The following is a 13,248-nucleotide window of genomic DNA, read 5'->3' as shown; positions in this document are numbered from 1 at the left end:
GCGGATTCAATCGCCACGCGAGCCGTCTCGCGTCGCGCACTATCCGAAGATGGCTTTGGCGAATTCCTGAATGCTGCGCTGCATATCGCGATCATCGGTGATTGGTCGCGCGACGGCCACATCGCAGGCTTGGATCGGTGTGATACCTCTTCGGAGTAACTCGCCGGCATAAATCAGTAATCGCGTGCTCACGCCTTCTTCAAGTCCGTGGTTCCGAAGGTTGCGGACTTTTTCACCTAACTTAACGAGTCGCTGTGCCACATCGGAAGTGACCTTTGCTTCGCGTTCGATAATCCGGGATTCGACCTCACGGGGCGGGTAATTGAACTCGATCGCCATAAACCGTTGCTTCGTGCTCTGCTTCAGGTCTTTGAGCACACTTTGGTAGCCGGGGTTATAGGAGATGACCAACAGAAACTCATCGACGGCTTCAATGATCTGTCCTTTTTTTTCAAGCGGCAGAACGCGCCGATCATCGGTCAAGGGATGGATAATGACCGTCGTGTCTTTTCGTGCCTCGACAATTTCATCCAGATACACAATGGCCCCATGCTTCACGCCGAGCGTGAGCGGCCCATCGACCCAGACAGTCTCATCTCCCTTCAGCAAGTAGCGCCCGACCAGATCGGACGCGGTCAAGTCCTCATGGCAGGCGACCGTGATAAGCGGACGCCCCAAGCGGAACGCCATGTGCTGAATGAAGCGCGTTTTCCCGCATCCGGTCGGTCCTTTCAACATGACCGGCATCCGACTTTGTGCCGCGATAGTGAACAGCCCGACCTCGCCATTGACCTCGGCGTAGTACGGTTCGTCGCGTACGCGATACTGATCGATGTCGAGTTCGCGGCCTTTTGAGGATGATTCCGTCATGGATGACGAATAACTGAAACCGGGGGGAAATAGCAAGGGCGGAAGGAAAGGCAGGGACGACTGGGGTCATCCTGTGCGCGCGTAGCGCGCACGATCACAATGTGCTCGCTGGACGCGCGCAATGAGGATGACCCCAGCCGCCCTGCCTTAAGAGAATGGGTAAAGAAAGGAAACTCAGCACTTTATTTCATCTTCAGGTGCGCCTTCAGAATACCGGACTCCTGAATGTCGTGATTGTCTTTGCCCAGCTCATAGGCCGTCTTGAAGTGTTCCGTGGCGCCCTTGTGATCGCCTGCTTTGTCCAGGGTAAGCGCTAGATTGTAGTGGGCTTCTGCCGATTTGGGATCGGCTTTGGCCGCTTCCATAAAGTGCTTCTTCGCCACATCCCAATGGCCCTGCCTGAAATGTTCGATGCCCTCGTTGTTATGCATCTCGGCGCTCGAGCCCGACGCGGTCTTCAGAGGGGCCGCCGTCGCCTTCCCCATGTCAGCCCAGCCCAGGCCGCTCACGAACGTCAGGCTTAGCACTATTATGGCAAGACCTAGAAAGTGTTTCATCGCGCCCTCCTTTTGGTTGTGAATTGGAACCGATGTCTTGAGAGAGTATACGGAGGAGCGGCTGGATTGGATGTAGGGGAACGGCGCTGTTCTCCCATTACTACGAATCAAGGAGTTGGCGGACTTTTTGGACAAGGGCTTCGGGCGGGAACGGTTTCTGCAGGAATGCAGTGCCTTCTTTGACGACGCCATGATGAATAATGGCATCATCGGTGTAGCCGGAGATATAGAGAACCTTCATATGCGGCCGCTCGTGCATCAGACGTTCGGCGACTTCGCTGCCGCTCATCTGCGGCATAATGACATCGGTAACCAGCAAATGAATGGCACCCAGGTACTGGCTGCCCGTCAGCAGCGCTTCCACGCCATGTCGCGCTTCCAAGACCTTGTACCCGGATCGGCGAAGGATGTCACCGGCCAAGGCGCGAATGGCGGGCTCATCCTCCACCAACAGCAGGGTTTCCGTCCCGCCGTGGATCCCCCTCACAAGCGTAGAGTCGTCCTCGGATATCTGTTCGTCGGGAACACGTGGGAAGTAGATGGTAAACGTGCTGCCACGTCCGGGCTTGGTATCGACGACGATTTCGCCGTCACCCTGTTTCACAATTCCATAGACGGTGGACAAGCCCAATCCCGTCCCCTTCCCCTGTTCTTTCGTGGTGAAAAACGGCTCGAAGATATGACAACGCGTGTACTCGTCCATGCCACTGCCTGTATCGCTGACGATCAGCACGACATACGAACCAGGAGGAACCGAAAGGGGCCGCCCGGCTGACGGTTCGCTGAAGTCCGCATGTTTCGTTTCAATAACCAGCTTGCCGCCTTTGGGCATCGCATCACGTGCATTGACCACCAAATTCATCAGGACCTGTTCGATCTGGCCCGGGTCGACGAGAATGTGACCCAAGGAAGGCGTCAGCGAGACGACCAGATTGATGTCCTCCCCAATCAGTCGGTGTAACAGCTTTTCCAGATTGGTGAGCACCGTGTTGAGGTCCAACACTTTTGGCTGCAAGACTTGACGGCGGCTAAACGCGAGGAGTTGGCTGGTGAGGGCCGCCGCACGGTTCCCCGCCTGTTTGATTTCCTCCAGGTCCATGTGGAGAGGATCGTCGTCACGGAGGCGGCTCAACGCGACCTCGCTATATCCGCTGATGACCGTCAGCAAGTTGTTAAAGTCGTGCGCAATCCCCCCCGCTAACCTGCCGATCGCCTCCATTTTCTGTGACTGGCGGAGTTGCTCCTCCAGCTGCTTCCGCTCAATGAGATGTCCGACTTGGCTTCCGATCGCCGCCATCAGGGCAAGGATGTGCTCATCTGAGGGGCGGACGTCCCGGCTGAAGAACTCCATGACCCCTTCCACCGCACCGCCGAGCAGGATGGGAAAGGCCGCCCCGCCATGGAGTCCGACTTTTTCAGCCATGGGAAACCGCGGGAAGTTGGGATCATGTTGAATATCCGCAATCCACGCCGACGCACATGTGGTCCACACTCTCCCCGGCAAGCCGATTCCCCGCACAAACGTCCGTTGCCGGCTTGCTGCTTCAAACGGTTCCATGCTGCTCGTCGGGTGGGCCCAACTATCCATGCATCGCAAGACATTCGCTTGTCGGTCCACAATCCACAGCACACCGAGGTTCCACCCCAACGGCTCGCATAGGGTTTCCAGAATCGCGGTGGCGGCCTCCTTCAGCGTCGTCGCTTCGGCCAGTATTCGTGTAATCGCATGCTGAACCCGTAAACGTTGCTCGCCGCGCTTCTGCTCGGTGATATCCGTCAAGGACGCCACGACGGCATGCGGGGCGGCTTCACTGTGACGCATCAATGGGCGCGTATTGACCGAGATCCACCGTAACCCTCCAGTTTGAATGCGCACACCCATGACGACGTCCGCGCACGGTTTGCCCGTCTGCAGCGTCACGAGAATCGGATACCGATCGGCTGGATAGGGCGATCCGTCTTCATGAATGATCTGCCAATTCGGGTCGTGCAGACTGCGCTGCAACAGGTGTCCGGCCGATACCCCCAGTATCCGCTCGGCGCTCGCATTGCACGCCCGAATGATGCCGTGGTCGTCGGCCAGGATGACGCCTTCATCCAACGCGGTCACCACGGATCGGTACCGCTCCTCGCTTTCACGGAGTTGCCGTTCGGCCAGTTTTTGAACGGTGACATCGCGGATAAAGGCACTCACGCTGTAGGTCGAGCCTACGTTCGTGGGGCAAATCGCGAGTTCGACGGGAAACTCGTGGCCATCGCGATGTCGAACCTCTAATTCGATGCGCCGATTGAGGACCGGTCCTTCTGCTGTTTCGAGATAGTGCTTAAGAGTCTCGTCATGCGCCTGCTCAAGTCGAGGGGGAGTAATCATCGTCGACAAGGATTGCCCAATCGCCTCGTCCCGCGACCACCCGAACATCGCGCGGGCTTGTGCGTTCCAGTCCGTTACCCGCCCACCGGCATCCATCACGATGACGGCATCCAAAGCCGTTTCGATGATCATCCTGGTGCGCGCCTCGCTTTCTCGCTCGGCCGCCTCCGCCGCATGGGCGCGTGCCGCTTCTTGTTGGGTCTGGGCCCACTCTTGCCGTAAACGGCCGGTCGCCCAGAGGAGCACGATAAACATCGGAATCCAGACAATGGCTCCCGCGATGCCGATGTTCAGCAACACTAGACGGACAGGCGCGAGAATATCGCTTCGGTCCATTCGTATGAGAACGGTCCAGTTCAGCCCTTTGAAATCCCCGTACCCATGGGTCGTCGCATAGCCTGTGATCACGGAGATATGGCGTCGCAGATGCGTTTCTTCGACATAGCTCGCCTCCCCGGACTCGCTCAACACGGCCGAAGTCACGCCGAGCCGCTTCAGGTTCACTCCGCCCTTGTGCTCGAGATCCGAATCGATAAACGCATCTCCGTTCTGCGTCATGAATTGATAGCCGATCGTTCCTAAAAATCCGTCTCGGTTTTCGATTCCATGCAGTGTCTGCGTGAGAACATTTTCCATCATCAACACGCCGATTCGGGTCGAGACGACCCCCATAAATTCACCGGCTTGGTTGATGATTGGGGCGGAAAAGGCGATCGCGTCCATGCCTTGGACGGCTTCATATGTCCCTACATCACCGACATGGATCGTTCTCGTGTCCCGCGCACGCTGGAACCAAATTTTCCCGCTCCAATCTTGACCCAACAACGTCGGGTCGGTCGAGGCGATCACAATGCCCTTCGCATCCACGGCCCCCAGCCATACGTAGACGCGGGCATAGGCCTCCTTCATCGACTGGAGGAACGACTGCTGGTAGACCCTGTCTTCCATCCGCGCGCTGAAAGCTCGCGCAGTCATGAGCGCATCGCCATATCGCTCGAAAAGGAGGCGGTCTAATTTGTCGGTGATTTCGGCGGCGGCGAGAGTTAGATTCTGGCCGGTAGCGGCTACGAGGCGAGTTTCCACATAATGGAGGACCAGCGTCCCGATGACGATGGCCACGAATGTCATTCCGACGATGAGGCTCGGAAGCCACGCATAGGGCGGGCGATCCTGAGAAGGTCTCGCGTGTCGGTGTGAAGGCATCCCAGATGTCAGGGGTAGGATTTCCAGAGGTGAATTGCTCTCGGTGCTGAAAGCCCTACGAAAAAATAATGGTACTCCCATTCCATTTATCAGTCAAAATATTCCTGATACTGATTATTCATGAATCCGTCGCGAAGCGGCCTTTTTTTATCACTCCTGCCACAAGCCAGCGCAGGGGAAGAGAATCCGGGGGCACTGGTAGACGCTTACCAATGATCCGGGATGGTGGCAATGTAACTGTTCACCGTCCGACATGGGTGGTAGGCTAACTTGGACTGTCTCAATGTCCCGAGCCCCGAGTCATCCATGGTATTGATGAGAATCGCCCCTTGCTCGTAGGCCTCGCGGCAGAATTCGCGAAACATATAGGAGGCTAATCCCGGGATCGAACGATCCGCGATCTCCACTAACACGCAAAAGAGGGATGGATTCACGAAATATCCGAATGTGTAGGCCACGAGCACGTCGTCGACCCACACGACCCGACCGAGGAGGCCTAATTGTGGTCCGGCTGTTACTGCCTCATCATGAGCCCCAGCCGCGTCCTCGAGCATCATCTTCCCCACATCATCCACCCCGCGCGCCTCTTTCTGCCTCGCCCATCTGCGATACAGGTCGAGGCAACGCTCCCGATCGCGTGCGTCGTACGGTTCATAACGGAATCGATTCGACCGGACGAATCGGTTGCATGCCGCGCGCTGGGATTTGTAGCGGTCCCCTCGAAGCTCGGCCAGCGACTGGGCTTGATACACGTAGTCTCCGTCTTTGAGCGTGAGACAATACCCCCATGCTTCCCACTGCGCCTTCCATTCTTCCGGCACATTTTCCACACGACTGACACCCGAGCCACGGTTATGCTCGTACATCGCGGCAAAAGCGCGCGCCAACGGCAATTTCATCGACCCCCGGCCTAGCGGCGGCAACGGCATAAAAAGACCGTCAGGATATTGTGCAAACAAACACAGGTATCCGTCGCATTCCGACCAGTAATAGGTAAATAGCCGGCGCCAGACTAGGTGCGGAGCCAAACCATAGGCAGCCAATGAGGTCTCACCACCTGCAAGTGCCTTTTGGAACCGAACGTGATCCTCAGGCATGAGCAATTTAAAAGACAGCGGTGAGGGATCAGGGAAGCGCGTCCCCCCTGAGGGCCCGGCAAGCAGCGATGAGTCTTCGCCTCTACGCATCCGGCGGGTCAATCGGGGCAACGAACGCAGAATGACGACGTCATCCTGATAGCGACCAATCAGCCGTGGATGATTCGTATAGACCTCAATCGATGCGTCTTGTTCGATCAAATCAGCTATCTCTGTTCCGTACTCCTCTATGGATCTGATCTCAGCGCCAGCGTTGGCACCCCGCTCCCGGACCGCAGAATCTGTATCAAGAAATGGGCACTTGCGATCCCAGCCCAGCACAACTTCCGCCCCGTCGGCAGACCACATGACGGCGAGTGGATAGATTTGGCAATCCAGGGGCCGTTTGTGATAGATGCGACAGTGCGACGTGGCGACATCAAAAGCTGAACAGACATACCCCTCCCCCGCGGGATTGGGGACTACGCGAATCTGACTTCCCCGGTGGTCTGGAAAAGCATCCGGATTGATTCCCATTGAGATCGCATTGCGGATTTCATGTTCGGTGAAATATGGGCGCAGGAAACTATCAACCTCCGGGAACCGGCAGCAGACGTCGCAGCTCAGACACACCCGGCTAGGCACATGCTGAGGGAGTGGGGTGATTTGGATAAGCTCCGATCTCCTAGTCATGGCACGATTCGGTTCCACGGCGATCATCATACGCCCCTGTCTGTCCGGCCGACAACGGAGGCGTTCTCAGCGGTCACCACGGTCCAGTCCCCTTGTGTCGACCGGAGAGGCCATGTTACGATCTTTTACAGATGACAGGACATTCGAAGGTTCACCGATTTCCCCAACGATCCAACATGGATTCTCCTCGACCTTCCGACGCACTGGAGTGTAGACACCAGCTCAGGATCCTTTCCTAGAGGCAATTGTTGGCACTCGCGTACAATCTCTCCAGTGGCATTCCGGCTGAGACTCCTCTTGATCGTGGCCGCCTCCTCCGTGACGCCTTAGTCAAGGCGGGACTGTACGACGATACGACGACCCCGTCGGCATCCACAGAGGCTCAGACAACGGCTCCGCTCGTGACGCAGTGGCGTCTTGCGGCAACCCCTTTCTGGCTGACCTCCGATGAGGTCTCCTTTTTTCAGTCGCTGGGTCAACATCTGCTGTCGTTCCATCGTGCACTAAACGTGTTGTACATGGAGAGTGTGCGGGGGGCACAACCTGCGTGGGTGTCGGCCTATCTCGATCAAGGCAAACCGGAATCCCTTCTCTCCTATAGCCAAATGAAGCGCTTCCGCGATCATCTCCCCGGAGTTATTCGCCCCGATATCATCCCGACGGACAACGGCATGGTCATTACAGAACTGGATTCCGTTCCGGGAGGGATGGGCCTGACCGGGGGCCTCTCGCATGCCTATGCTCAGCTCGCCGCTGCAACCGGCGAGGGCTTGGCCCTCGTCGGAGGAGACAATGGGATCGTTAAGGGATTTGCGGCGATGGTTGGGGATCTGCTCCGCGATCGACCCGGGTATCTCGCTATTGTAGTTTCAGACGAAGCCAAGGACTATCGAGCTGAAATGATGTGGATGGCGGCGCAACTTCGTGTCCTTGGATTGCCCGCGTACTGTGTTAACCCGCGTGACCTCCGGTTTACCGAAGAGGCCCTATGGATCGGTGGCGAGGCGGGCGACGAGCAACCGGTTGCGGTCCTGTATCGCTTCTTTGAACTCTTTGACCTGAAGAACGTCCCGAAATCCGAACTCATCATGTATAGCGCGAAGAAGGACAAGACGCTGGTGACGCCGCCCTTCAAACCGGCATTGGAAGAAAAACTGGCGTTTGCTCTGCTTCATCACCCTATCCTGGCCCCATTCTGGGATAAGCAGCTGGGTAGTGAGACCTTTGGTCTCCTCTGTGCCATGATGCCGCGCACCTGGGTGCTGGATCCCCGGCCGCTTCCGCCATCAGCAATTATTCCTAATCTGACACTCAGTGGACGAGCCGTGGCCGACTGGCACACGCTAGCGAATGCGACACAAAAAGAGCGCCGCTACGTGATCAAGCCCTCCGGATTTTCCGAGTTGGCGTGGGGAAGCCGAGGCGTGGCCGTCGGACATGATCTTCCCGCCGCCGAATGGGCCACCGCTCTCGACACGGCATTGGGATCCTTTGCGACAACTCCATATATTCTTCAGGAGTTCCATAAGGGCCGGCAGTTCGATCTGGCCTATTTCGACGTGCAGCGTGACGATATTGTGCCAATGCCCGGACGCGCCAGGCTCTCGCCCTACTATTTTGTCAGCGGTGGACGTGCAGAACTCGCTGGGATTCTGGCGACCGTCTGCTCTCCCGAGAAAAAAATTATCCATGGCATGAAAGACGCCATCATGGCGCCATGTGCGACGCAAATAGATCGGAAAGGCTCGTAATGGATCTGATCCTCTATCATGTGTCTTGGTGCCCAGAGTGTGCCGTCGTGCGGGATAAACTGACCGCCTTGAATCTCACGTATGAGGATGTGATCGTCCCCGACTTCCGCCCGTCGCGGCAACAGGTCTTTGAAGTGTCCGGCCAATACTATGTTCCCGTATTGAAGGACGGCGAGACCGTGTTAACGGAGACGCGAGAGATTGTGGCCTATCTGGACAAGCGCTACGGCCATCAACAGGTTCAAGGTACGGGGTCGGATGTCCAAGGTGAGACGGACGACGAAGCTCCGTCCTGCAGCCTATGACACAAGCCGCGCGGTAGGCCCGAGGTGAACCCTTAGGAGAGTGCTTATGGAGGAATGGAGACGGATACTTGCCGAGAGCATCGTGAAGCCGCACGAGTTGGCTAAACAGCTTGGGGTCGATCCACAGGACATTGAAGCCGTCATCGGTCCGTATCCGATGCGGATCACGCCGACCGTCCTGTCCACCATCAAAGAAAAAGGGGACGCCATTTGGAAACAGGTGGTACCGGATCCGGTCGAACTCGACGATATCGATGCGGAGGACGATCCGCTCGAAGAAGACCTGATGAGCCCGGTGCCGCATCTGGTGCACCGCTACCCCGATCGCGTGCTGCTCATGGTGACGAATCAATGCCCCATCTATTGCCGCTTTTGTACCCGCAAACGGTTGGTCGGCAAACCGGGCTTTCTGAAAAAAGGCGAACTGGATCGGGCGATTGCCTATTTGCGCAAGCATACGGAAGTGCGCGACGTCATCCTGTCCGGCGGTGATCCGTTATTGTTGCCGGATCATCTATTGGAGCGGGTTTTGAGAGCGTTGCGGACGATCCCGCACTTGGAGTTGATTCGAATCGGTTCCCGAGTGCCCGGCACGCTGCCGGAGCGGATTACGCCGAAGCTGTGCGAGCTGGTCAAAAAATATCACCCTCTTTACATGAACCTCCATTTCAATCATCCTGATGAGCTCACGCCCGCGGTGAAAGCCGCGTGCGGAATGCTGGCGGATGCCGGTGTCCCGCTTGGCGCGCAAACGGTTCTGCTGAAGGGAGTCAATGACGATCCCGAGGTAATGAAGCGGCTCATGCATCAGCTCTTGCTAGCCCGCGTTAAGCCGTATTACCTGTACCAGGCAGACCTGACAAAGGGGACCAACCATTTTCGAACTAGGGTTGAGACCGGCATGACTATCATTCGAGAATTGCAGGGCCACACCAGCGGCATGGGGGTACCGCATTTCGTGATTGATGCGCCCGGCGGCGGCGGGAAGATCCCGATCCTTCCGCCCGATTATCTGATGCATCTGGATGAAGACGGCGCCATGCTGAAGAACTATGAGCAAAAGACGTATCATTATCCGCAGCCACAGAAGCAAGACCGACGGGAGTTGCCGATGGTCGGCGCGTCGCCGTCATTTTCTTCATGCGCGGAGGGAGCCTTGGACGATTGATGACTATCCTTTTCAGCGAAGTAAAGCGCGACGTGTCACGAGGCTGTGACTGCTGTGACTGACCAACTTCATTCTCTGTTTCCAGAACTCGAGCGGGACCTACGAAGTCTGTCGTTTAATACAGGCATATTTCCTTCACAAAAAATACAAGAGCTGATAGAAGATGGCCGTATATCGTCGTCCTCGCCAATCGAGGAAGACCAAATTCAGCCTTCAAGCATAGATCTTAGACTCGGTCCTGTCGCTTATAGGATGCGAGCTAGCTTTTTGCCAGGCCCAAACGGAATCATTGAGAATAAATTACGAAACCTGATGATGAGTGAGCTCGATCTCTCTCGTCCCACCGTGTTTGAAAGAGGGTCGGTCTATTTGGTTCCATTAATGGAGTCCCTTGCATTACCACCGCAAACTTCCGCTAAGGCGAACCCTAAGAGTACGACCGGACGTTTGGATATTTTTACACGGCTTATCTGCGATGGAGCGACCGAATTCGAACGAGTACCGGAAGGCTACAAAGGAATGCTTTATGCTGAGGTCGTTCCTCGAACGTTTACTATTATCGTTCGCCAGGGAGTAAAACTGAATCAATTGAGGTTCGTGAGAGGCTGCCCATCTCCGACTGAATCGATGCACAGAAAACTGGATGCTAATGAAGGCCTAGTCTACGACGAGGAAGACACCCGCAGAGATGCCGACATTGATCGCGGGATAATGGTTTCGTTAAATCTTGAAGGGACGAAGGAAGACAATATTATTGGATATCGGGGCAAACATAATGCCCCTGCCATTGATCTTTTAAAGGTCAACTACTACGAGCCGGAAGAATTCTGGGACCCAATACCAGCGCCCCATAGCAGACGGATCATTCTCAATCCAGACGACTTCTATCTTTTGCTATCGAAAAGGAAGGTCAGTGTACCACCTGGCAGCGCGGCCGAGATGGTCGCCTATGACCCGTCGATGGGTGAGTTTCGAATTCATTACGCCGGCTTTTTTGACCCGGGCTTCGGTTACGGAGCAAGAGATGTAAAAGGATCGTATGCGGTCCTTGAAGTACGCTCACACGAAGTACCCTTTTTAATAGAGGATGGACAAATAGTTGGGCGTCTCATTTACGAGCGGATGCTGACAGCACCAAATAAAATCTACGGCATGGGCATTGGCTCTTCCTATCAAGGACAAGGCCTCGCGCTCAGCAAACAGTTTAAGCGCTTCCGACACGCCTGAACCCTGTAAACGAGACCGAGTGAGTACCGTGGGACCTGACGAACCGAACCGAGAGAGGCAGTCTCCGCCGGACAATGGCTCAGAAGACCGGCACCTCACCATTGCCATGATGTTCGTGGGCGTCGCGATGATGTTTGTCGGCTTTCTCGACGTCTTTCTCTCCATCAGCGGCGGGTTCGAACTCGCCGGCGTCACGCCCTTGCTGCTCTATTTTGCCGGGGTCGCGCTCTGGGCGCAAGCGACCATTACGAACATCACCGTGCGTTACTTGGTCATGGGAACCGCCATCGTCCTGGCACTGGCGATCTTTCATTTTGGTGAAGTCCTGTTCTGGCACAAGCAAGCGGTGTTTTGGGGAACCATCGCCATCGTCATCGTGTTCATGTTCAAAACCGCTCCGCCGAGCAGATAGTAGTCAGGCCGTCAGCTTCACAGTCCTGGTTGAGAGCTGCGGGCTGACCGTTAAAGTTATTTTAGGCAATGTACATCAGCGTGATCATGCCCGTCTTGAACGAAGAGCAGATCCTGGGAAAGACCCTGTTACATACCCTGTCACTCTCCTTCGATGAAGTGATTGTCGTGGACGGCAGGAGCGGTGATCGCACGCCGGACCTCGTGACTTCACTGATACAGACGAACCCGGGCAACCTGTCCTTATTGATCGCGTCACGCGGACGAGCATGTCAAATGAATGCCGGCGCCGCGATGAGTCACGGCGACGTGCTGGTATTTTTGCACGCCGATACGCAATTACCGCCAGACGCTCGTGGTCAAATTGAACAGGCTCTCGTGAATCCTGCCTGTGTGGGCGGACGATTTGATGTGCAATTCGAGCCGGAGACGGGATGGGGCCGGATCATCAGCCGTATGATGAACTGGCGCTCGCGTTGGAGCGGCATTGCCACCGGCGATCAGGCGATTTTTGTGAGACGGCAGTGCTTCGAGCAGCTTGGCGGATTCTCTAATGTGCCGATTATGGAAGATATCGACTTCACGCAGCGCCTTAAACGAGCCGGCCATATGGCGGCCCTGCGGGCCACGGTGATCACATCTTACCGTCGCTGGGAGCAGCGCGGCCCGGTCAAAACCATCGCACTCATGTGGCTGCTCCGAGCTCTCTATTGGCTCGGAATCAGCCCTCATGCACTGACCCGCATGTACGCCCACGTGAGGTAATGATGACGCGGACACAGGCCATGGGCCATACACACACGCAACGCATGCAATCTCGCCCGCGCGCCGACGATGCCTTGATTCTCTTCGCCAAGGCACCCATTCCAGGGCAGGTGAAAACTCGCCTCTGCCCTCCGCTGACCGACGACGAGGCGGCCAGCCTGCATGGAAGCTTTGTGCTGGATGCGTTGGAACGCAGCGCTCAGGCGGCGATGAGAGGCGTGGCGAAGCATGCGCCGAGGTTCGATCGATTTGTCGCCTGCGCACCATCAACGGAGCATGTATTCTTTAAGATCTTGGAGGAGCGTTACGGCGTTCGCCTCATCAATCAAACCGGCGACGATCTCGGTGGACGGATGGAACTCGCTCTCGCCGACATGTTCCGGATTGGGTATCAACGATCCGTCATCGTCGGGACCGATCTCCCGGCGCTTCCTGCATCGGTCTATGAAGACGCCTTCGGCCTATTGACTCGACATGATCTCGTGCTGGGCCCCTCGCTCGACGGGGGCTACTACTTGATTGGCCTCTCGCGCACCGCGCCTGAACTATTCCGTCAGATCCCCTGGTCGACGCCCGACGTCCTGACGCTCACACAGACGAAAGCCCATGCCCTGGGTTTGAACGTCGCATTACTTCAACCGCAACGGGACGTCGATACGATCGACGACGTGCTGGCCATCATCCACGAGGCAGGACTGAATAGCCATCAAGGTGCCGCAATGAAGAGCAACAAAGCAAAAGCGTCTCTTCTCTCGAAACGTACCGCCGACGCGCTACAGTTCATCGGCAGCCGGCTGAAGGAGAGGGGCGCGGGCCCAACCGAGGGAAGGATCGTTCCGGCACCATGATTT

The 13,248-nt window shown here is 56.4% G+C and carries 11 protein-coding genes; 7 read left to right on the top strand and 4 right to left on the bottom strand.

Annotated features, from left to right (window positions below; genetic code table 11):
* Positions 1-39: 39 nt before the first annotated feature.
* From ACWHYZ_RS04425 to ACWHYZ_RS04410, 4 genes are all read right to left on the bottom strand, one after another.
* The gene (locus ACWHYZ_RS04425; RefSeq protein WP_447986080.1) at positions 40-870 is read right to left on the bottom strand and encodes an AAA family ATPase; all 831 of its coding nucleotides are present in this window, start codon (positions 868-870) and stop codon (positions 40-42) included.
* Between the two features lie 182 nt (positions 871-1,052).
* Complete coding sequence (locus tag ACWHYZ_RS04420) at positions 1,053-1,427, bottom strand: tetratricopeptide repeat protein (protein ID WP_447986079.1); 375 nt, start codon at positions 1,425-1,427, stop codon at positions 1,053-1,055.
* A 100-nt stretch (positions 1,428-1,527) separates the two neighbouring features.
* The gene (locus ACWHYZ_RS04415; protein WP_447986078.1) at positions 1,528-5,001 is read right to left on the bottom strand and encodes a PAS domain S-box protein; all 3,474 of its coding nucleotides are present in this window, start codon (positions 4,999-5,001) and stop codon (positions 1,528-1,530) included.
* A gap of 206 nt (positions 5,002-5,207) precedes the next feature.
* Positions 5,208-6,800 (bottom strand): phosphatidylglycerol lysyltransferase domain-containing protein, encoded by a 1,593-nt coding sequence (locus ACWHYZ_RS04410; RefSeq protein ID WP_447986077.1) that lies wholly within the window; start codon positions 6,798-6,800, stop codon positions 5,208-5,210.
* 218 nt (positions 6,801-7,018) lie between these two features.
* Here ACWHYZ_RS04410 and ACWHYZ_RS04405 point away from each other — a divergent pair, with 218 nt between their 5' ends.
* The 7 genes from ACWHYZ_RS04405 to ACWHYZ_RS04375 all read left to right on the top strand — a co-directional run bounded on the left by ACWHYZ_RS04405 (position 7,019) and on the right by ACWHYZ_RS04375 (position 13,245).
* Positions 7,019-8,521 carry a hypothetical protein gene (locus ACWHYZ_RS04405; protein WP_447986076.1) on the top strand — a complete coding sequence of 501 codons (1,503 nt, stop codon included), beginning with the start codon at positions 7,019-7,021 and terminating at the stop codon, positions 8,519-8,521.
* On the top strand, positions 8,521-8,826 hold the full coding sequence (locus ACWHYZ_RS04400; protein WP_447986075.1) for a glutathione S-transferase N-terminal domain-containing protein: 306 nt from the start codon (positions 8,521-8,523) through the stop codon (positions 8,824-8,826). Before ACWHYZ_RS04405 ends, ACWHYZ_RS04400 begins: the two co-directional genes overlap by 1 nt.
* A gap of 46 nt (positions 8,827-8,872) precedes the next feature.
* Entirely contained in the window at positions 8,873-9,994 is a 1,122-nt protein-coding gene (locus ACWHYZ_RS04395; RefSeq protein WP_447986074.1) for a KamA family radical SAM protein, read from the top strand.
* 54 nt (positions 9,995-10,048) lie between these two features.
* Positions 10,049-11,221, top strand: coding sequence for a 2'-deoxycytidine 5'-triphosphate deaminase (locus tag ACWHYZ_RS04390; protein ID WP_447986073.1), 1,173 nt, complete (start codon positions 10,049-10,051; stop codon positions 11,219-11,221).
* Between the two features lie 19 nt (positions 11,222-11,240).
* Complete coding sequence (locus ACWHYZ_RS04385; RefSeq protein WP_447986072.1) at positions 11,241-11,633, top strand: hypothetical protein; 393 nt, start codon at positions 11,241-11,243, stop codon at positions 11,631-11,633.
* Positions 11,634-11,719: 86 nt separating this feature from the next.
* Positions 11,720-12,397 (top strand): TIGR04283 family arsenosugar biosynthesis glycosyltransferase, encoded by a 678-nt coding sequence (locus ACWHYZ_RS04380; RefSeq protein WP_447986071.1) that lies wholly within the window; start codon positions 11,720-11,722, stop codon positions 12,395-12,397.
* Positions 12,397-13,245, top strand: coding sequence for a TIGR04282 family arsenosugar biosynthesis glycosyltransferase (locus ACWHYZ_RS04375; RefSeq protein ID WP_447986070.1), 849 nt, complete (start codon positions 12,397-12,399; stop codon positions 13,243-13,245). Before ACWHYZ_RS04380 ends, ACWHYZ_RS04375 begins: the two co-directional genes overlap by 1 nt.
* Positions 13,246-13,248 lie beyond the last annotated feature (3 nt).

This window comes from Nitrospira sp. Nam74 (assembly GCF_965152615.1).
The sequence above is the reverse complement of the archived record's forward strand: the minus strand, read 5'-3'. Positions and strand labels throughout refer to the sequence as shown.